Here is a 19301-nt window from a genome sequence, read left to right on the forward strand (position 1 = left end):
CTTTGGCACATGCTGCCAAATTCTGGCCTAAAATCACAAAGTTAAAAAATTTATTGTCAATTAAATGAAATAAAACAGAAGAATAGAGCTAGGCATGGATGCTTTAAGTAAAATTTTTGATGATATTCATCTGGAAAAATCGGAATATCTTTATCTAAATGTGTTTCATCCGGGCGGCTTTGACTATCAGCATGAGCCTTTTATGCTGGCCTATATCCTGTTACAGGGACAGGCCCAATTAAAGTTCATGAATGGTGATTGGCTGGAGCTGCAACAAGGTGATCTGGTGCTATTACCAGCAGGTTCCGCCCATCATGTTTCCTGCCCAGACAATGCCGATTTTTCTGCACGCTGTGCGATTAATCCTTATTTTCAGAGCCATGCACAGCAATGTGTCGATCTCAATGGGGAAAATTCTACGGAGCATAGCTTCATACTGGCCATTCGTTCCAGCCTGGATATCCAGATGGCCAAACCTCTTTTGAGTGCCTTACCTAAATACCTGCATATTCAGCATATTCTGGGTGATACGGCGCCGGAATGGTTACAGGTCGGCTTGCAGTTTCTGGCACTGGAAACCCAGCAGCTTCGTCCGGGACGTGACAAGATTCTGGATCATCTGGTCAGTATTTTACTGATTGAATGCGTGCGTGATTATATTTTAAACCTGGAAAATGCCTCGAGCTGGCTGAATGCTCTCTCACATCCGGAATTATCTAATGCACTGGCGGCGATTCATGGCAAACCTGAACAGTCCTGGACCGTAGAAAGTCTGGCCGAACAGTGTCATATGTCACGTTCCAAATTCGCCCAGTTGTTTACCCAGATTGTCGGTGAGCCGCCTCTTGCTTATCTGCAACAGCACCGCCTGCGCCTCGCCGCGCAATATTTGAGAAATAGTGGATTTGGTATCCAGCAGATCGCTTATCTGGTTGGTTATTCATCCGAGACGGCATTTAGTCAAAGTTTTAAAAAACAGTTTGAACAGACGCCGACCCAATACCGGCTGAATTCTCAGAAGAATCAGTCTATATTACCAGACTAAAATTACTAGACTAAAGCCAGTACCGCTTTGACCGGGTCTTCACTATTACCAGAAAGCAGCTGCTTGTGCATGGTAATATGCTGCATGACTTGAGTCTGCGCCACTTCAATATCCATTAACTTTTCAATTTCAGCAGCCAGATTTTCCGGGGTAGCATCGGACTGAATCAATTCCTGAATCACTTTTTTGCCAGCAATGATATTTGGCAATGAAAAATAAGGGATTTTTACCAGTAATTTGGCAATTTGATAAGTCAGCCAGTGCAGTTTATAAAAAGTCACCATCGGACGGTGCAGCAACATCGCTTCAAGCGTTGCAGTTCCAGACGCCAATGCGATGATATTCGATGCATTCATCACCTGACGGCCAATTTTGGATTCAGCGCTGGTATTTTCCATCAGACGAATCTGGGCCTTTAGGCTCTCAGGATAAGTGGCCAGTAAACTTTCGATTTGCTGCTTCCGTGCATCATTAATGGCCGGAATCAAAAAGGTATAATCCGAACATTTTTGGTGCAGAATATTGGCGGCATCCAGAACCAAAGGGCCTAAACGTTCAATTTCCCCACGGCGGCTGCCCGGCAATAAGGCAATATATTTCTGATGTGGATCGAGGCCTAATTCTGTTTGAGCATCCAGAATTGGATTTTCAAGCGGTAATTGGCTAGCGAGCGGATGTCCAACAAAAGCTGCCGGTACATCCCATTGTTTGAAAAAGGCTTTTTCAAATGGAAATAAGCACAGTACCAGATCAATACTGGCTTTAATGCCATGCACACGACCTTGACGCCATGCCCAGACCGAAGGACTGACGTATTGCACGGTTTTAATCGGTAACTGTTTTTGTTTAATGGTTTTCGACAAACGCAGGTTAAAATCAGGCGCATCAATCCCGATAAAAATATCGACCGGATCTTTAGTCCAGGTTTCCACCAGACCGTCACGAACAGCAAACAGTTTTTTAATATCTTTTAAAACTTCGACAATGCCCATCACCGATAAAATATCCATCGGATAATAGCTTTTAAAGCCTTCCTCGATCATTTGTGGACCACCGATACCTTCAAATTCAGCATCAATGCCTTGCTCACGAAAACGGCGAATCAATTTTGCGCCAAGCGTATCTCCAGAAACTTCACCGACCACGATTCCAATTTTAAGTTTTCGATTTAGCAAGTGGGTTTCCTCTCAGATCCGCATGGAAATTTATTGAATCGGGATTCTAACATAATCCTGTCGCTATTCCGGAATAAGCTTAAGCATCTTCTAATTTTAAGAAACTCACCGTTTAGAATGACTTAGTCAATGATCGAACTTGCCTAACAAGAATTAAATCGACATTAACAGATACATTAAATTAGACAGAAATGAGGCAAATCGGGCAGTTAAAATCAATCATCATATTCGCACTTTATACATAACCCAGTGAATAAACATGAAAGATCACCTAATATTCTTCACCTAGCTTTATCTTTTTTATGCATAAGCAAATCAATAATCAAGACAACGACTTATATCCAAAAGTCATAAGATATGCTCGTTTTTTGATTTTGGCATATATGCATGTTTGGTCCGATTGAATTTATTTTAGCAGGCGTTCTGGTAGGTTTTTGTGTAGGTGTCACCGGTGTGGGTGGTGGTTCATTGATGACGCCAATTCTCATCAGTTTATTCCGGATTGAACCGCATATCGCGATTGGTACTGACCTGCTCTATGCCGCGATTTCTAAATTCTGTGGCTCGTTTGTGCATGCCAAAAAAATGAATATCGTCTGGCCGATTGTGATCTGGCTGGCCGTTGGCAGTATCCCCGCTTCTTTTGCAACGCATTGGGTTCTTGATAACTATCTGAGCCAATCAACGCATTACAAAGCCGTCCTGACCATGGTATTGGGCTTTATGCTGACCATTACCGGCTTATCTATTCTGTTTCGCACCCAGATCGAAAATCTTTTCAATAAATACAGAAAACAAGAACTGCCTGACATGACGCAGGATCTGGAAAAAATAAAACTGCAAGCTAAAGATAAGCGCATAGCCATTATCATTATGGGCATTATCTTAGGCATATTTGTCACGCTCTCTTCAGTGGGAGCCGGCGCATTTGGTATCATGGCTCTTGTAGTGATGTTCCCGAATCTACCGATGATTCGTATCATTGGCTCAGATGTTGTGCATGCAGTGTTATTGACCCTGGTTGCAGGGCTGGGTCATATGTCTTCAGGCAACGTCGATTTCATGCTACTCATGTGGTTATTGGTGGGATCTATTCCGGCGATTATTGTGGGGACCTTGCTTAGTTCACGTATGCCGGAAAAACTGATCCGGAAAATTTTAGGTATCACCCTATTTGCCCTAGGTGTAAATTTCATGATTAATCCTGTGAAATCAAAACCGGCCCAACCTGCTGAAACAGCAATGATAATCATGAGCCAAAATTCACAATCTGTTTAACTTAACTATCCGATTCATCACTTTTTTTTCAAAGAAATATTCATCTTTTTTATAACAAAGTGACGCATCATTCATGTTATATTCGGGCTATTAAACAACCTTTTGTATGATCGAACCAGTGACGGCAATGAATACACAACAGTCAAATCCTATTTCAGCATCAGATATTGATGACGTGAATATCCACAGCATGATTCCTCTTGTAACCCCTGCCGAGCTTAAAGCAGAATTACCGTTGACTGAAACTGCTTATCAAACCGTACTGCATGGTCGTGAAACGATTCGTAAAATCCTGGATGGTGAAGACAAACGCCTGTTCGTTGTAATTGGCCCTTGCTCTATACATGATCCGGCGGCTGCACATGAATATGCAGAACGTTTAAAAGTACTGAGCGAAAAAGTTAAAGACAGCTTATATATTGTGATGCGCGTTTATTTTGAAAAACCACGTACCACAATAGGCTGGAAAGGCCTGATCAATGATCCAGATATGAATGATTCATTCAATATTGAAAAAGGTCTGCGTATTGGTCGCAAACTGTTACTTGAACTAAATGAAATGGGCTTGCCATGTGCCACTGAAGCACTTGATCCAAACTCTCCACAGTATTATCAAGACTTGATTTCATGGTCAGCGATTGGTGCACGTACGACTGAAAGCCAGACCCATCGTGAAATGTCTTCAGGCCTTTCTTCTCCGGTCGGCTTTAAAAATGGTACTGACGGCGGTTTAACTGTCGCAACCAATGCGATGCAGTCGGTGAAACACGGCCATAGTTTCCTGGGTCTGAATGACCAGGGTCAGGTGGCTGTCATTCGTACCTCTGGTAACCCATATGCGCACGTGGTATTGCGTGGTGGTAATGGCAAACCGAACTATGATGCAGGCTCGGTCGCAGATGCAGAAGCTGCACTGGCCAAAGCCAAGGTCAGCGGCAAGATCATGATCGATGCCAGTCATGCAAACTCGAACAAAGATCCGTACTTACAACCGCTCGTCTTAAAAAATATTACGGAACAAATTCTTGATGGAAATAAGTCAATTGTTGGTATTATGGTAGAAAGTCACCTGAAAGGTGGCCGTCAGGATATTCCTGCCAATCTATGTGATCTGGAATATGGAAAATCAGTTACTGATGGCTGTATCGACTGGGAAACGACTGAAAAAGTTTTACTCGACATGCATGAGGCATTGAAAGACATTTTACCTAATCGTTAAATGATCTGACAAACGCCATCGCCAAGATGGCGTTTGCATTTCTAGAACAAGGAAATTATATCTGATGAATGACATTGAAACGGCATTAAGCCAGATTGAGAATTTTCAGTTCATACATGAACATCTGTTTAGTTCGGGTCAGCCGACCATTGCCCAGCTACAGCTGATGAAAGAATACGGCGTGTCTACAGTCATTAACGTAGCATTAACCGATAGCCAGCAGCATCTACCACATGAAGATAAAATTTGTCTTGAACTGGGATTGAACTATATTCAGGTTCCACTTTCCTGGGAAACGCCTTCAGACAATCAGTGCCTGCTGGTACTAGACCTGATCGATCACCTGGTAAAAGATCAAATGATCTGGGTACATTGTTCGCAAAATTACCATGTCAGTTGTCTCATGTATCTATATCGCCAATACTATATGGATATTGAACTGCCTCACGCACAACAGCATTTGCATAAAATTTGGGAACCTAATGAAACCTGGACCGGTTTAATGCATGCGGTTGCCCTACAGTTACAAGGCCGTAAAGCAACACAGGAACTGGAACTTTCCCTGATTAATCCGAATCATTTTACTTGAGCTTATTTACTATGGCTCAACAGCACGATTGCCGTGGACATAATTCCTTCCTGACGACCAGTAAAGCCTAGCTGCTCAGTGGTGGTGGCTTTAATACTGATCTGTGTCACATCGACATCCAAGACATCCGCGATACTTTGACGCATTGCCAGATTATGTTTCGCCAGTTTTGGACGTTCACAGGCTACGGTAATATCGGCATTATTCAAAAGATAACCACGATCCAGAATCAACTGATAAACATGTTTGAGTAATACCCGGCTATCTGCACCTTTAAACTCAGGATCTGTATCCGGAAAATGCTGGCCAATATCTCCAAGCGCCAAGGCCCCCAACAAAGCATCACAGAGTGCATGCAACACCACATCACCATCCGAATGTGCTTTCAGACCATGAGTATGCGGAATTTGAATGCCTGCCAAAGTGACAAAATCACCTTCTTCAAATGCATGCACATCCAGCCCCTGGCCAATACGAATTTGTGCGATCACCTTATACATCCTTTAGAAATAGCCAATTGAAATCTTGTACACTTGCTTTCTATTTCGCTATAGTTAGACCAAGCGTAACACAGTGAAAGTATAAGCGATCATGCTACTGAAAACTGATATAAAAATGTTGAAAATAATTGCAATGATGCTCGGTCTGGGGACGATTTCTACGGGCAGTTCGGCGATTACACTAGACTGTAATAACGACAGTAAAAAAACGGCTGCCATGAAGAAACTCTGTTCAGCAGCACTGGCCGAATCTCGTGAAAAACTTACAGACCAATACTTTACTGCTTTCCTGATTACTGATGCACCTGTACGCTTATTGCAAGATACCCAAAAATTATGGGTAAGCCGCTTGCAGCAATGCAAAACCATAGACTGTTTTAAACAGCAGTTCGAATGGCGTTTAGATGATTTAAATATCTATATTTCGCTGAATCAAAGTTTAACCCAGCATTATATCAAGTTTGAACAGGGGCAAATTGCCAAGCAGCCTGTTCATCTCAAGATTCATCAACTGACCAAAGACCGGATCAAGATTGAAGGCCTGGCATATCGCAATCCGAATAACCGGGCCGAGACGCAGACCATTCCCTTTTTAGCTTATACCACACCTGAGGCAAAAAATCAGATTACCGACAATGAAAATGACTGCCGCTATGAGTTTGACTATAGTAAAGCCATTTTAGTTGTCAGCAGCCAGCAGAAAGGTTGTGAGCGATTTACTGGCATTTATCGTTTATATGATTAAATAGCTAACTAACATAAAGTCATCAAAAAGCGAGCATTAATTAGTATCTAAAGTCCCTTCTCCTTCAGGGATGAGAAGCACTGCTTCCCGGGATAACCAGATATTTATAAGAGCCTCTCCCCAGAGGAGCATGCTCCGCACTCCTATAAAAAGAGGAAATTTCCTTGCTCATTTTGAATGGTTTAAAAATAATTTATGAAAGAACCACACTATTTTAAAGTTCAGATAAACCTTTAAAGATTTTTAAAATTCATCTTTAAAAAATAGCCCGAAAGCGGGCTATCAGTTCAAGCAGGATAATATTGAGCCACTTCCTGACCAATCATGACTGCTGTTGCCGCTGATAAAGTCCAGCCCAGATGACCATGTCCGGTATTGTAAAATACCCGTTCATGTTTGCCACGGCGTACTACCGGCATCATATTTGGCATCATTGGGCGTAAGCCAGCCCAAGGCACGACATGTTCGGTACACAGGTCAAAATTGCGATTGGTCCAATCAATCAGCGGCTGAATCCGGTCCGCGCGAATATCGCGATTATAGCCATTAAACTCGGCGGTGCCTGCAACACGTAAACGGTCCTTGCCTAGACGTGACAAGACAATTTTAGCACTTTCATCTAGCAGGCTGACCCAGGGCGCATTGTTCTGGCTCTGCTCATCATTTAACTGTAAGGTTATGGAATAACCTTTGACTGGATAAACATTGACCCGCTCACCGAGAATTTCAGCCAGCTGATAACTGCCAACACCTGCACATACCACAATGGCATCTGCATTAATTTCCAGAATATCCTCTGGAGAGGAATGGACATTTTCAGTACTGGGTTTGCATTTAACCCGAATATTATGAGCTTGATAATCAACAGCGAAAACATCTTGACCAAACTCAAATTTTACGCCTTTTTGCATACAGGCTTTAGCCAGCCCGGTGCTAAATTTATGAATATCCCCGGTGGCATCGCTCTGGCAGTAAAATCCTGCGTAATAATCGCCCGTTAATGCAGGTTCTATCTGCTTGATTTCTGTATCGGAAATGGCATTTCGCTCCAGACCCCCACTACACAACAAATCATTGACTTTGATCGCAACGTCATAATCTGTCTTATTATGATAAAAATGTAAAATACCGCGTTTTTCCAGATTAAAATCAATATTTTCTGTTTGAGCAATTTCAAACAAACGCGCTCTGGCCAGTAAGGCCAACCGTACCGTTTCTCGGGTATTGGCTTCGTAATGTTTGATATTGCCTAAAAACTCCATGAGCCAGCTGTATTTATGCACACTAAAAGAGGGATTGAGCAAAAGTGGTGCAGTTTTTTGTGACATCCATTTAATGCCTTTCAGCACCGTAGCTTTCTGGTTCCATACTTCTGCGTTACAGGCAGAAAGCTGGCCACCATTGGCAAAAGATGTTTCCATCGCCGGATATAGATGCCGATCCACCACGGTCACCTGATAGCCTGATAATGCCAGCTCATAAGCTGTAGTTACTCCGGTAATACCAGCCCCAATCACCACGACATGACGCATAGACACCTCCTTGATTATATTGATGTCTTTTCCCATCTGTCATGTGTACCTGAGAGCTTCGGTAGATGCATTGCACATCAATGCGGCCACCTTCCCCTTCGGTGAGTGATTGAACACTTCTCTCCAGAGTCTTTATCCATTATCACAGTCCTTTTGCCTGAGAGTTTCCTGGGAACTTGCTCCTTCGGCGAATGCAGAAGCATTTCTCTCCTGCAATAATGTTTTATTATCATGAGCAATTTATATACCATTTTTAAGAAATACGCTGTTTTAATTTATGTTAATTCACGTGAATCAATCTTTAATTGCTTATTTTAATCAATAATTTATTAGTTAAATTGAAAACTTCAACTCTATAGCAGATTTGTATATCTTTCTTCCCACAGTCACTGAGTCGCAGCCCTTTCCTAGGATTTGTAACAGTCTAAGAGTTAAATGATTGAAGCCAGTCAAAAGATCACAATTTGCTTAGGCTATTTTATTCACTTAAAACAGGTATGATCTGGAGCAAAATGTAGACTGTTTCATTATCCATTTAAGAATTTAAATCATCCAGGAAAGCACCAATATTAAGCTTCCTGCTGCGACCACTGTTTGTACGCTGATGATACTGGCCATTAACTCACTATCACCGCCATATACCCGAGTGAGGACATAGGAAGCTGAGGCAGTAGGAAGTGCAAAGAACAAGACCAAGACCTGAGTAGTTAATGCATCAATCTGAAAAGTTTTGCATACTAAAAATGCAATGAGCGGCATTGCGAAAAGACGCCCGAAAGTCATCATACCCAGTGGCAACACCTCACGCTGAAAGCCCTGAAACTGTAGGGCAGCTCCCACACACATTAGTCCTAAGGGTAAACTGCACAGTGCAATCTGTTTAAGAAAGTGTTCTGACCCAATCCAAAGTGACCACCCCGAGAAATTAAATAAACCGCCTATAATACAGCCCAGAATTAATGGGTTTTTAGCCAAGCCCAGAATAATTTTGGTGAGCTGCATTTCGTGACTACGGGTAAATGCCAGTACCGATAAGACATTCACCAAAGGAATACACAGCACCATGATCACCGCGAAAATAGTCATACCCTGCTGCTGAAATAAGGCACTGACAGCAGCAAGGCCAATATAGGTGTTAAAGCGTAGTAAACCTTGGACATACACGCCAAAACGCGCATAAGATATCTGGTAAATATGACGCAAAATATACAATGCAATACTGACCACGGCCATAATGCTAAATACAACTAGCACCACATCTTCAATGACTGCCATTTGAATCTTGGCAGTGGCCAGATTTAAAAATAGCATCACTGGAAAAAGCACATAATAATTTAACTTTTCTGCACCGCGCCAAAAATCATCTTCCAGCCATTTTCTTTGTTTTAATACATATCCCAAGCTAATGAGGCCAATAAGCGGAAACAGTACAGTGAAGATAGTCTGAAACATTGAGCAACTCTTGATATGCAGTTTTGCGGCAATCAACCCTAATTGCCTGTCAAGGAACAAGCATACAACAACCCTCGTATTACCGGATAAAAAAACAATGGAAAAATAAACGGATAATAAATAAGAGAGACTCTATGTGACTTTAATGAATAAATCGTTTAAATCCAGCTTTCTTCTTTTGCAATATTTAATACATCTATTTTAAGTTTTTCTAACTCATCAAAAACTGTTGAATCCAGTTTTGGACGAACTTTTTCTAATTTAACTTTTAATAAGTCTAAACTTCTTAAAAGCATAGAAAAGATGAGTTTCTTTCGGCCTAGGTCATCTGTTGCCTTGAAGGTGGTCGGATCTATTCTTAAGCGAAAATCCATGTTTTTTCGTTTAGGAGAATAATAAATACGTTCATCAAAATTATCCGTTCCCATTATAATTGAAATACATTTCCACTTATTTATCGGAATATCATAAGACTTATTTTGAAGTTGAGCATTTAAGGCATCTTCAACTGCATTACGTGCTTTACATTCCTGTAGAGTTTGCTCTTCACTTAAAACTTCACTACTCAGCTCAGCACTTAACCATATTTCCATAAATACCTCCCCTGATCATTATTTTTAGAAAAATCTTAGCTTAATCTGATTTCTTTTTAACATGATAGTTTTTGTACAAAAAAAGCCAGACCGAAGTCTGACTTTAATTTTATTCACTTCTATAAAGCAAATTATTTCGGTTCAATCGGTGCGAACGGCGCAACTACATCCGTGTTTTGCGCACGATGACGCATGAAATGATCCATCAGCACAATCGCCAGCATCGCTTCTGCAATTGGCGTAGCACGTACACCCACGCAAGGATCATGACGGCCTTTGGTCAGCACATCGGTATCTTCACGATCAATATTAATGGTTTTACCCGGAGTAGTGATTGAAGCAGTCGGTTTCAAGGCAATCGCAACACGAATGTCCTGACCGCTAGAAATACCGCCTAGAATACCGCCAGCATGGTTCGCCAGGAAGCCGTCCGTAGTAAGTTCATCACGGCTTTCATGACCAAACTGTTCAGCGACGCCAAAACCATCACCGATTTCAACACCTTTAACGGCATTAATCGACATCATGGCATGTGCGATGTCAGCATCCAGACGATCAAAGACTGGCTCGCCCCAACCCACAGGTACTTTAGACGCAATGATCTCAAGTTTAGCGCCACAACTGGTACCTTGCTCACGCAAAGACGTCACCAGTGCTTCAAAACGTGGTACTGCATCCACATCGCCACAGAAAAACGGATTGTTTGGAACTTCGTTCCAGTCCAGTTTCTCTGCTTTTTCAGGGCCGATCTGGGTTACATGACCACGAATCTCAATGCCAAATTTTTCGAAAAGGAATTTCTTGGCAATTGCACCCGCTGCAACACGCATTGCTGTTTCACGCGCACTTGAACGGCCGCCACCACGATAATCACGGAAACCATACTTTTGGGTATAGGTATAATCGGCATGACCCGGGCGGAATGTCTGTGCGATATTGCCGTAGTCTTTCGATTTTTGATCCGTATTACGAATTAACAAACCAATTGAAGTACCGGTGGTTTTACCCTCAAACACACCGGAAATAATTTCTACTTCATCAGGCTCTTTACGCTGGGTTGCAAATTTCGATGTACCCGGCTTACGACGGTCCAGATCTTTTTGCAAATCCGCTTCAGTCAGCTCAATGCCGGGTGGAACCCCATCGATGATTGCCATCAGGCCAACACCGTGAGATTCACCACAAGTCGTTACACGGAACAGTTGTCCTATACTATTACCTGCCATGTCAAACGACTCCTATGCTTGAATAGACTGAATAAATAAATCGCGGTAAGTACGGCATTGCTCTGCAGTCAATGCAAAGATACCAGTGCCACCTTTCTGGAATTGTAACCAGTAGAAATCCACCGAATTGAAATTTTGGCGCATTGCCCATTCTGAGTTACCTACTTCGATCACGATCAGGCCATTCTCAGTCAGGTAATCTGCAGCTTGAGCCAGCATTTTACGTACCAGATCCAAACCATCCTGACCTGCAGCAAGTGCAAGCTCAGGCTCATGATGGAATTCTTCAGGCAAATCAGCCATATCTTCCGCATCGACATACGGCGGATTAGATACGATTAAATCGTACTGATTTTCGGCTGGAATTTTTTCGAACAAGTCGGATTCAAGCAATGCGATCTGATATTGCTTGTCATGATGCTCAGTATTGATTTGCGCAACTTCCAATGCTTCTTTCGAAATATCGGTGGCATCTACTTCCGCTTCAGGGAAAGCATAAGCCAAGGCAATCGCGATACAGCCTGAACCGGTACACATATCTAGAATACGTTGTGGTGTCTTCGGATTCGGGTTTTCCGGCAAGTTATTAACCGCCTCACCCATTTGACCATGTTCACCCAGGAAATATGGGGCAAAACGGTTCTGGATCAGTTCAGCAATCGGTGAACGTGGAATCAGCACACGCTCATCAACATAGTAGGGTTTGCCGTCAAAGTAAGCCAGATTCAATAAATATGAAGTTGGAACTTTTTCATTAATACGGCGTTCCAGCAGACTTAAAAATTCGGCTTTTTCACTTGGCAATAATTTGGCATCTAGAATTTCAGCGTCCGCTTTCCATTCTAGTGACAGGGTTTGCAACACTAGCGCTGAACTTTCAGCAAAATAATCTTCTGTGCCTTGGCCCAAATGTGCATCGTATTGACGTAATGCTGTCACACCAAAACGAATAAAATCACGAATGGTGGTTAAATTTTCAGCGGCTTCCTGCATATGTTCAGGGCTAATAGTCGGTCGATCCACTTAAGGCGTCTCCAAGGTCATTTTTTTAAACGCCTTATGATACCTTGTTTTGCGTGCTTTTATAATGCTAAAAGCATGAAAAACACGAATTCTCTACGCCTTCAAAAATTATAAAATTCCTGTTTTTGTGAGTAATTATCAGCATAAATTTTGACTTTATTCGTAAATGTTTCAGTTAAATGCCGATGCTAATACTATGGCATTTTATCTGGAAGCTGATGCATAAGAGCGAGATTGATAAAGATTGGCCTGATCCATAATCAAAGCCAGCATACATTGACCTTGTTGCTGTTTGGCATATTTTCCTGACATTCTAAAATTACATTGCTGAGTCAGTTTACGCTCCCAAAGCACATGCTGACTGCGGATGGCAGCAGTCTGATTCGGATTTAATTTTAGATAAGTTTTATAGTTTTTCTTCAGGCGTTTATTGTGAAATTTTAGCTCTTTATTAAGGCATTTTTCAATTTTAGCAGTATTTCCATAACTGAAATTCATACATTGTGAATATTCTTTGGAATACCCCATAGCAGCCTGTGTTTGAGCGGAAGTACCCACAAAAATTGCAACTAAAAACCACGCAAGACGCATAACATCCCCTTTACCGAAAGCGGTACAATCCCAATAAATGTTTAACAATCAATATTGTTTAAATTATCCACTGATATTAACGTAGTCCGGACAAAAATCCTATGCATTTCTTGGAAAGAAAGATTCCACAGTTCCACAATTGAAAATTGGCCTGTGACGCTCATATAATTCATATTCAATCTTCAAACGAGCCTCTATCTATGAGCTATAAGCACAATAATCTTATGGCGATGCGCCAGAATTACTGGAATGATCAAGCATCCGGTCAGGTGCAGCAAGAAAAGGGATTTTTACAGTCAGCCTTGATACAGCATGGCGTATTTACCGATGCAACGCTGGAAGATGCCAAATATCTGTTCTTTGGCTTGCCAAGTATTGTGATTGTTAAAGGCTATTCTCTGGGCTTCATGCATGACAGCGTACAGCGTCTGATTCATCAACATATTCAAACAAATAAACAACAGTTGCAGCAACGATCTGAATTAAAAATCCAATTTCAAATGGCATAATGCCCTGTCTAAACTGATACTGGTTGGTGAATAATTGAAAGCTTGCCTAGCTTTTACTATGAATTCAGCCGCTTAAACTTTTTTAATACGTGCAGAAACGCTAATATCTCTTACAATGATTTATTCTGCTTCATGCTGATGATGAAAGGATCGAGTTTACATGTCAGATCAGAACGATAAGCTTAAACAACTGAAAACCTCCTCTATGGATCGACGCTTATCGATCGCAAAGGCATCCTTGCTGGCAGGCACACGTTGGGCGGCTTCTAGTGCAAGCTCCATGTTCTCGAGCGAAGAAGATAAAGAAAAGAAACGTAAAAAAGCCATGAAAGAACAGGCTGACTATCTGGTTGCAGAAATCGGTAAGCTCAAGGGTTCTATTGTTAAAATTGGGCAAATGATGGCACTTTATGGAGAGCATTTTTTGCCTGAAGAAGTCACTCAGGCTTTAAATACCCTGAATAACCAGACAGTTGCACTGGCTTGGCCAGCCATCAGAACCCAATTACAGCAACAGCTTGGTTCAAAACTGGATGACCTCACCATTGATCATGAGCCTTTAGGCACAGCCTCTTTGGCACAGGTACATCGCGCTACCCGAAAATCCGATGGTATGGAACTGGTCTTAAAAATTCAGTACCCCGGTGTAGCGGAAGCCATTGATTCAGATATGAGCCTGTTTAAGAACATGCTTAAATTGACGCGTATGGTGCCGCAAACCCGTGAGTTTGACCAGTGGTTCGACGAAGTCCGCGAGATGATGCATCGTGAAGTAGACTATCAGATTGAGGCAGATACAACGCGTCGTTTTGCTGCACGTTTGAAAGATGATCCACGCTATATCGTACCGACGATTATTGATGAATATTGCTCTGATCGTGTGTTGTGCATGACCTTTGAACGCGGTGTGCCAATCAATAGCCCGGTGATGTTATCCCTACCTCAAGAACGCCGCAACCTGTTAGGCGAAGCTTCTCTGGAAATTGCAGTACGTGAAATCTTTGAATGGGGCGAGATGCAAACCGATCCGAACTTTGGTAACTATCTGGTTCGTCTCGGCAATGGCGCTGATATGCATGACAAGATCGTTTTGCTCGACTTTGGCGCAATTCGTCAGTTTGACCAGCATCTGCTCAATGTTGCGCGCAACCTGATTCAGGCAGGCTATCATCATGACTCGGATATGATGGTCAAGGCCATGACGGGTTATGAATTTTTTGATTCAATTCCACAAAGTATCAAACCCGATATGGCCAAGGTCTTCTTATTAGCTACTGAAGCATTTAGCTCACCACTGAATAATCAGGAGCTGCCAGCCGGCGTAATGGACGAACATAATCGTTATGACTGGAAAAAGAGTCAACTGCATAGCCGTGTCATGCAACAGGCTTCAAGATCTATGGCGTCGCGTTATTTCAGTGTACCGCCAAAGGAATTTATGTTTATTAGCCGTAAATTTATTGGTGCCTATACCTTTATGACCGTCATTGATGCCAAAACCAATGTACGTGCCATGATTAAAAAACATCTCTCTTAAAATAAATACATCATAAAGACCCGGATGATTTTGTCATCCAGGTCAATTTTTATTCATTAAAGATTTTTTTAATTTAGATCTTTCTTCTTATTTTCATTGATTTACATTTTAATTTATTAATCTTAAAAAACCTGAGAATTGACAATTAATCTTGTCACCTACGACATAGTTTTATCCTTGAGCACATGTCAGTATTAAAAAAAATAATGTGACGACACCTTAGGATAATCAGAATGAATAATATGGTGAATAAAGCCCAAGGATTTGGCTTGTCTATATTGACCAAAATCGCGGGAAGCGAAGTATTAGACCAGTTAAAGCTGCGTAAATTTGTAGAAAAATCACTTTATCAAAGTTCAAAAGCAGGATTCAAAACTCTGAGTCAAACCCAGAAAATCCTAAAATCTGGCCAGAAGATTGAAAAACAGCGTCTGCCGCATCAGTCCAAATCCCTATTTGACCTGAACTTGACTGAAGAACAGCAAATGACTTGTGATGCCATGCAGCAATTTGCCCAAGAGGTGCTATATCCTTTAGCGCATGATGCAGATCAACATGAATTATTTCCCCCAGAACTCTGGCACTACAGCACTGATTTAGGCTTGAATCTCTATGCCCTTCCCGAAGCCTTAGGGGGTGTTGCAGCAGAACAGAATATCGTCAGCAATATTTTAATCGCTCAACATTTGGCACAAGGAGATTTCAGCCTGACCGCTGGCTTACTTACGAATTTTAGTGTCATCAATGCGATCACTCGCTGGGGCTCAGAGCAGATTCAGGCAGAATATCTGAGCGCTTTCGCAGAGAATCCTGAGTTGAAGGCCACCTTTGCAGTGCAAGAAGCCACGGCTGCATTTAATCCTTATCAGCTTAAAACCACCGCCATTCATAGTCAGAATCATTATCTCATTAACGGTGAAAAAACCTTGGTAATACTGGGAGAAACTGCGGATATCTATCTGGTCAGCGCCGACCTGCATGGCAAAGCTGACGTGTTTGTCGTGCAACGACATAATACGATGACTGTACAAAATTCTCCGGCAATGGGCTTAAAAGCTACTGAAACTGTGACGCTTAAATTCGTAAATACCCCGGCTCAACGTCTGGGAGATGAGGATTTTGATTATGCAGCTTTTGTTGATCTGGGTAATTTAATGTGGTGTGCGATGGCAGTAGGCACCTGTGAAGCTATTAAGAAATATTGTGTGCAATATGCCAATGAACGTATCGCCTTTGGTGAACCAATTTCTCATCGTCAGAGTGTCGCTTTTATGATTGCCGATATGGCCATTGAAATTGATGCGATGCAGATACTGATCCTGAATGCTGCGAGTCTGGCTGAATCGGGGCAAAGCTTTCATCGTGAGGCCTATCTGGCCCGTCTGCTCTGCGCAGAAAAATCCATGAAAATCGGCACCGATGGTGTACAGATTTTAGGTGGTCACGGGTTTACTAAAGAACATCCGGTAGAACGCTGGTATCGGGACCTGAGAGCCACTGCTATTCTCCACTCTGGCTTGCATGCCTGATCAGAAAGTAAAGAAGAATAATTATGAATCTACAAAATCCGCCAAAATTCAAACTCTTGATTGATCAAGCACATGAAGTTGCCGTCAATGTTTTGCGTCCGATTTCACGAAAATATGACAAGGCTGAACATGCCTATCCGATAGAACTAGACATGCTTGCTTCTGTGGTCGACGGTATGAATCATGGTAGCGAAGGCATGAATGCCGGTGCAGCAGTCAATAAACGTGGTGATGCAGACAGCAGTAATAAAAATGGCATTAATATGTCTACCGCCCTGAGTATTATTGAAATGTGTTATGGCGATACTGGTTTATTACTTTCGATGCCACGTCAGGGATTAGGAAACTCAGCGATTGCAGCCGTAGCAAATGAGGAACAATTGCAGCGTTTTCACGAAATTTGGGCCGCCATGGCAATTACAGAACCAGGCTGTGGTTCAGATTCCGCTGCGATCCGTACAACTGCAATCAAAGATGGTACTGATTATATTTTAAATGGTGAAAAAATCTTCGTAACTTCCGGTGAACGGGCAGATGCAGTCGTCGTTTGGGCAACTTTGGATAAAAAACTGGGACGATCAGCAATTAAATCATTTGTGGTGACCAAAGGTACCCCGGGCATGAAAGTTGAACGGCTAGAACATAAATTAGGGATTAAATCATCTGATACTGCCGCCATTAGCTTTATCAACTGCAGGGTCCCCGCAAAAAACTTGCTTGGTCATGCGGAAGTTGATGTCGCCAAAGGTTTTGCCGGCGTCATGGAAACCTTTGATAATACTCGTCCATTAGTCGCTGCAATGGCAATTGGTTGTGCGAAAGCTTCACTAGAACGAATTAAGGAGATTTTTGAGGAAAAGTTAGATGCCACATATGCTACACCGTATTTGCAAAGCTCCAATATCGCAGCACAAATCTATCGTATGGAAGCCGAATGGGAAGCCGCACGCCTGCTCATGCTGAAAGCTGCATGGATGGCGGATAATCGTAAACCAAATTCGCGTGAAGCCTCTATTGCCAAAGCCAAAGCAGGCCGGATCGGTAATGAAATCACCTTAAAATGTGTTGAACTGGCAGCAGCCATTGGTTATAACGAAACTGAACTTCTAGAAAAATGGGCACGTGATTCCAAGATTCTGGATATTTTTGAAGGGACCCAACAGATTCAGCAACTCATTATTGCCCGACGGGAATTAGGGAAATCATCGAGCGAATTAAAATAGTGATTGTTCATTAAATAGTGAATTAAAATCACCTGAATTGATTAAACGATGGATTTTTTAAGGGTTTAAGGCTATAAAAATTCATCTTTTTTTAAAATAAAATCAGTTCAATATGTACTCTATTCGTCCTATTCAGCCTCAAGATAATGCACAAATTGCCAAGGTCATTCGTAAAGTTTCTATAGAGTTTGGTCTTGCCGCAGAGTCCGGCTTTGCAGTAGGTGATTCAATTTTAGATAATTTATATGAATTCTATAACCAACCGTATGCAGCTTACTGGGTTATTGTGGATGAACGGAATCAGGTGTATGGCGGTGGTGGAATTGCTCCCTTAGAAGGTGACGCAAACATTTTAGAAATTCAGAAAATGTACTTTTTACCTGAGATCCGTCAGCAAGGTTTTGCCAAAAAAATCTTAGAACTATCCTTTGAATTTGCACAGGCTCATCAGATTGAGGCAGTCTATTTAGAAACAACTAAAACGCTATGGCAAGCAATAAATCTCTATGAAAAATTAGGTTTTCAACATCTACCTCAGCCTAAAGGCAATACCGGACATAGTAATGCCTGTGAAATCTGGATGCTTAAAACGCTTGCAACTTAGGACAGGGTTTTATCAGATTTATAAGATTAGTGCAGAAATATAATGCTTTTATCTGCACTAAGCTTGACTCTTATATATAGGCTGCCTAACATCGAAATAGGTTTATTCAGGCATGGAATCCACAGTTTGTTTTTTTCTTATTTCTTCAATCCAGCTCAATCTCAATCTTCATTATTTCATTCTTATTCTTTTAAATTTTCCTCTATTTTATTGAGTACCTTTCTTTTTGCTGGCTGCTCATCCTTGGGTGGAGGCTCCATAGAAAAACGTGCAGCTAAATTGTCTAAAGGCATTCAAACTGCGTATTCTACTCCTGCGGATACAGCTAATCGTGTTTCTCCTTTGATTGTGCAGCATGCACAAAATCAGGGGGTAGATCCCCTACTAGTAGCAGCGGTGATTCGTCAGGAATCTACTTATCGTAGCCAAGCTACTTCTCCTGCAGGGGCTGTAGGATTAATGCAAGTAATTCCAAGATACTGGCAACAAACCTGTCCAGGTGATTTATATAGTGAGAACAGTAATATCCAGTGCGGTACTTATATTCTTGCTAAGTATAATCAATCATCTGGCAACTGGAAGAAAGCTCTTGCCTACTATAATGTGGGTCCGTCAGGTTATGAGAATAATCGCAAAATGCGCAAACAGGGTAAACGGTATGCCAAACAAGTGAAACAACATAAAAAAATATTAAAGAACTCTCTTTAATTACTTAATAATATGAGTCCAATAATCATGCTTAGGCTATTTTTAAGTAAATTAAGAAAATTTTTTAATTTCCAATAGTGGATTCTAGATTCGTTACTTTGAGTAGCCATCTATAAGCTATTTCGCAACTGCAATGTATGTATATAGCTAAAATAGCCAGCAGTAAAAAACCAGCGAATCGCTGGTTTTTTTATTTCCTGCATTTCAACAGCGGCATCTATAC

The 19301-nt window shown here is 41.7% G+C and carries 19 protein-coding genes and 1 riboswitch; of the genes, 11 read left to right on the forward strand and 8 right to left on the reverse strand.

The features are described from left to right. Nucleotides 1-94: 94 nt before the first annotated feature. Nucleotides 95-1045, forward strand: coding sequence for an AraC family transcriptional regulator (locus tag VXQ11_RS14725; RefSeq protein WP_064095346.1), 951 nt, complete (start codon nt 95-97; stop codon nt 1043-1045). Nucleotides 1046-1050: 5 nt separating this feature from the next. Here the strand turns inward: VXQ11_RS14725 and lpxB are convergent, their stop codons facing one another. Beyond that, nucleotides 1051-2220 carry a lipid-A-disaccharide synthase gene (gene lpxB, locus VXQ11_RS14730; protein WP_416706347.1) on the reverse strand — a complete coding sequence of 390 codons (1170 nt, stop codon included), beginning with the start codon at nt 2218-2220 and terminating at the stop codon, nt 1051-1053. A gap of 387 nt (nt 2221-2607) precedes the next feature. Here lpxB and VXQ11_RS14735 point away from each other — a divergent pair, with 387 nt between their 5' ends. The 3 genes from VXQ11_RS14735 (at nt 2608) to VXQ11_RS14745 (ending at nt 5306) form a co-directional block, all read left to right on the forward strand. Next, nucleotides 2608-3498 (forward strand): sulfite exporter TauE/SafE family protein, encoded by an 891-nt coding sequence (locus tag VXQ11_RS14735; protein ID WP_416682182.1) that lies wholly within the window; start codon nt 2608-2610, stop codon nt 3496-3498. A gap of 127 nt (nt 3499-3625) precedes the next feature. Continuing rightward, nucleotides 3626-4717 (forward strand): 3-deoxy-7-phosphoheptulonate synthase, encoded by a 1092-nt coding sequence (locus tag VXQ11_RS14740; protein ID WP_191731298.1) that lies wholly within the window; start codon nt 3626-3628, stop codon nt 4715-4717. A gap of 64 nt (nt 4718-4781) precedes the next feature. Beyond that, nucleotides 4782-5306, forward strand: a complete 525-nt coding sequence (locus VXQ11_RS14745; protein WP_064095343.1) for a protein tyrosine phosphatase family protein — start codon at nt 4782-4784, stop codon at nt 5304-5306. A gap of 2 nt (nt 5307-5308) precedes the next feature. Here VXQ11_RS14745 and ispF read toward each other — a convergent pair whose 3' ends face one another. Then, on the reverse strand, nt 5309-5797 hold the full coding sequence (gene ispF, locus VXQ11_RS14750; RefSeq protein WP_064095367.1) for a 2-C-methyl-D-erythritol 2,4-cyclodiphosphate synthase: 489 nt from the start codon (nt 5795-5797) through the stop codon (nt 5309-5311). Nucleotides 5798-5897: 100 nt separating this feature from the next. Here ispF and VXQ11_RS14755 point away from each other — a divergent pair, with 100 nt between their 5' ends. Next, nucleotides 5898-6551 carry a hypothetical protein gene (locus VXQ11_RS14755; RefSeq protein ID WP_416706348.1) on the forward strand — a complete coding sequence of 218 codons (654 nt, stop codon included), beginning with the start codon at nt 5898-5900 and terminating at the stop codon, nt 6549-6551. A gap of 287 nt (nt 6552-6838) precedes the next feature. Here VXQ11_RS14755 and VXQ11_RS14760 read toward each other — a convergent pair whose 3' ends face one another. The 6 genes from VXQ11_RS14760 to VXQ11_RS14785 all read right to left on the reverse strand — a co-directional run bounded on the left by VXQ11_RS14760 (nt 6839) and on the right by VXQ11_RS14785 (nt 12968). Next, the gene (locus VXQ11_RS14760; RefSeq protein ID WP_416682177.1) at nt 6839-8083 is read right to left on the reverse strand and encodes a D-amino acid dehydrogenase; all 1245 of its coding nucleotides are present in this window, start codon (nt 8081-8083) and stop codon (nt 6839-6841) included. A 135-nt stretch (nt 8084-8218) separates the two neighbouring features. After that, a riboswitch (glycine riboswitch) is annotated at nt 8219-8306 on the reverse strand. 320 nt (nt 8307-8626) lie between these two features. Then, nucleotides 8627-9535: an AEC family transporter gene (locus tag VXQ11_RS14765; protein ID WP_416706349.1), complete on the reverse strand. Its 909-nt coding sequence runs from the start codon at nt 9533-9535 to the stop codon at nt 8627-8629. Nucleotides 9536-9693: 158 nt separating this feature from the next. Then, nucleotides 9694-10128, reverse strand: a complete 435-nt coding sequence (locus VXQ11_RS14770) for an Imm44 family immunity protein (protein WP_064095339.1) — start codon at nt 10126-10128, stop codon at nt 9694-9696. 131 nt (nt 10129-10259) lie between these two features. Next, nucleotides 10260-11354 (reverse strand): chorismate synthase, encoded by a 1095-nt coding sequence (aroC, locus tag VXQ11_RS14775; protein WP_416706350.1) that lies wholly within the window; start codon nt 11352-11354, stop codon nt 10260-10262. 12 nt (nt 11355-11366) lie between these two features. Then, nucleotides 11367-12377, reverse strand: a complete 1011-nt coding sequence (gene prmB, locus VXQ11_RS14780; RefSeq protein WP_004647103.1) for a 50S ribosomal protein L3 N(5)-glutamine methyltransferase — start codon at nt 12375-12377, stop codon at nt 11367-11369. A gap of 204 nt (nt 12378-12581) precedes the next feature. Next, on the reverse strand, nt 12582-12968 hold the full coding sequence (locus tag VXQ11_RS14785) for a lysozyme inhibitor LprI family protein (protein WP_064102951.1): 387 nt from the start codon (nt 12966-12968) through the stop codon (nt 12582-12584). Between the two features lie 200 nt (nt 12969-13168). Here VXQ11_RS14785 and VXQ11_RS14790 point away from each other — a divergent pair, with 200 nt between their 5' ends. The 6 genes from VXQ11_RS14790 to VXQ11_RS14815 all read left to right on the forward strand — a co-directional run bounded on the left by VXQ11_RS14790 (nt 13169) and on the right by VXQ11_RS14815 (nt 19078). After that, nucleotides 13169-13477, forward strand: a complete 309-nt coding sequence (locus VXQ11_RS14790) for a hypothetical protein (protein WP_064095336.1) — start codon at nt 13169-13171, stop codon at nt 13475-13477. Nucleotides 13478-13637: 160 nt separating this feature from the next. Continuing rightward, the gene (locus tag VXQ11_RS14795) at nt 13638-15014 is read left to right on the forward strand and encodes an ABC1 kinase family protein (RefSeq protein ID WP_416706351.1); all 1377 of its coding nucleotides are present in this window, start codon (nt 13638-13640) and stop codon (nt 15012-15014) included. Nucleotides 15015-15256: 242 nt separating this feature from the next. Next, complete coding sequence (locus VXQ11_RS14800) at nt 15257-16543, forward strand: acyl-CoA dehydrogenase family protein (RefSeq protein WP_416706355.1); 1287 nt, start codon at nt 15257-15259, stop codon at nt 16541-16543. A 23-nt stretch (nt 16544-16566) separates the two neighbouring features. Further along, the gene (locus tag VXQ11_RS14805) at nt 16567-17766 is read left to right on the forward strand and encodes an acyl-CoA dehydrogenase family protein (protein WP_064102954.1); all 1200 of its coding nucleotides are present in this window, start codon (nt 16567-16569) and stop codon (nt 17764-17766) included. Nucleotides 17767-17878: 112 nt separating this feature from the next. Next, nucleotides 17879-18370 carry a GNAT family N-acetyltransferase gene (locus VXQ11_RS14810; protein WP_416706352.1) on the forward strand — a complete coding sequence of 164 codons (492 nt, stop codon included), beginning with the start codon at nt 17879-17881 and terminating at the stop codon, nt 18368-18370. A 126-nt stretch (nt 18371-18496) separates the two neighbouring features. Beyond that, nucleotides 18497-19078, forward strand: coding sequence for a lytic transglycosylase domain-containing protein (locus tag VXQ11_RS14815; protein WP_416706356.1), 582 nt, complete (start codon nt 18497-18499; stop codon nt 19076-19078). Nucleotides 19079-19301: the final 223 nt, after the last annotated feature.

Source organism: Acinetobacter sp. 197 (assembly GCF_048148385.1).
Taxonomy (GTDB): Bacteria; Pseudomonadota; Gammaproteobacteria; order Pseudomonadales; family Moraxellaceae; genus Acinetobacter; species Acinetobacter pecorum.

What these genes read in the sequence shown, in the direction of transcription:
- VXQ11_RS14735 (WP_416682182.1), top strand. Translation starts at nt 2,608, where the DNA reads ATGTTTGGTCCGATTGAATTTATTTTAGCAGGCGTTCTGGTAGGTTTT.
- VXQ11_RS14805 (WP_064102954.1), top strand. Translation starts at nt 16,567, where the DNA reads ATGAATCTACAAAATCCGCCAAAATTCAAACTCTTGATTGATCAAGCA.
- VXQ11_RS14745 (WP_064095343.1), top strand. Translation starts at nt 4,782, where the DNA reads ATGAATGACATTGAAACGGCATTAAGCCAGATTGAGAATTTTCAGTTC.
- VXQ11_RS14790 (WP_064095336.1), top strand. Translation starts at nt 13,169, where the DNA reads ATGAGCTATAAGCACAATAATCTTATGGCGATGCGCCAGAATTACTGG.
- VXQ11_RS14740 (WP_191731298.1), top strand. Translation starts at nt 3,626, where the DNA reads ATGAATACACAACAGTCAAATCCTATTTCAGCATCAGATATTGATGAC.
- aroC (WP_416706350.1), bottom strand. Translation starts at nt 11,354, where the DNA reads ATGGCAGGTAATAGTATAGGACAACTGTTCCGTGTAACGACTTGTGGT.
- VXQ11_RS14760 (WP_416682177.1), bottom strand. Translation starts at nt 8,083, where the DNA reads ATGCGTCATGTCGTGGTGATTGGGGCTGGTATTACCGGAGTAACTACA.
- VXQ11_RS14765 (WP_416706349.1), bottom strand. Translation starts at nt 9,535, where the DNA reads ATGTTTCAGACTATCTTCACTGTACTGTTTCCGCTTATTGGCCTCATT.
- VXQ11_RS14755 (WP_416706348.1), top strand. Translation starts at nt 5,898, where the DNA reads ATGCTACTGAAAACTGATATAAAAATGTTGAAAATAATTGCAATGATG.
- VXQ11_RS14795 (WP_416706351.1), top strand. Translation starts at nt 13,638, where the DNA reads ATGTCAGATCAGAACGATAAGCTTAAACAACTGAAAACCTCCTCTATG.
- VXQ11_RS14810 (WP_416706352.1), top strand. Translation starts at nt 17,879, where the DNA reads ATGTACTCTATTCGTCCTATTCAGCCTCAAGATAATGCACAAATTGCC.
- VXQ11_RS14785 (WP_064102951.1), bottom strand. Translation starts at nt 12,968, where the DNA reads ATGCGTCTTGCGTGGTTTTTAGTTGCAATTTTTGTGGGTACTTCCGCT.
- VXQ11_RS14770 (WP_064095339.1), bottom strand. Translation starts at nt 10,128, where the DNA reads ATGGAAATATGGTTAAGTGCTGAGCTGAGTAGTGAAGTTTTAAGTGAA.
- VXQ11_RS14800 (WP_416706355.1), top strand. Translation starts at nt 15,257, where the DNA reads ATGGTGAATAAAGCCCAAGGATTTGGCTTGTCTATATTGACCAAAATC.
- VXQ11_RS14725 (WP_064095346.1), top strand. Translation starts at nt 95, where the DNA reads ATGGATGCTTTAAGTAAAATTTTTGATGATATTCATCTGGAAAAATCG.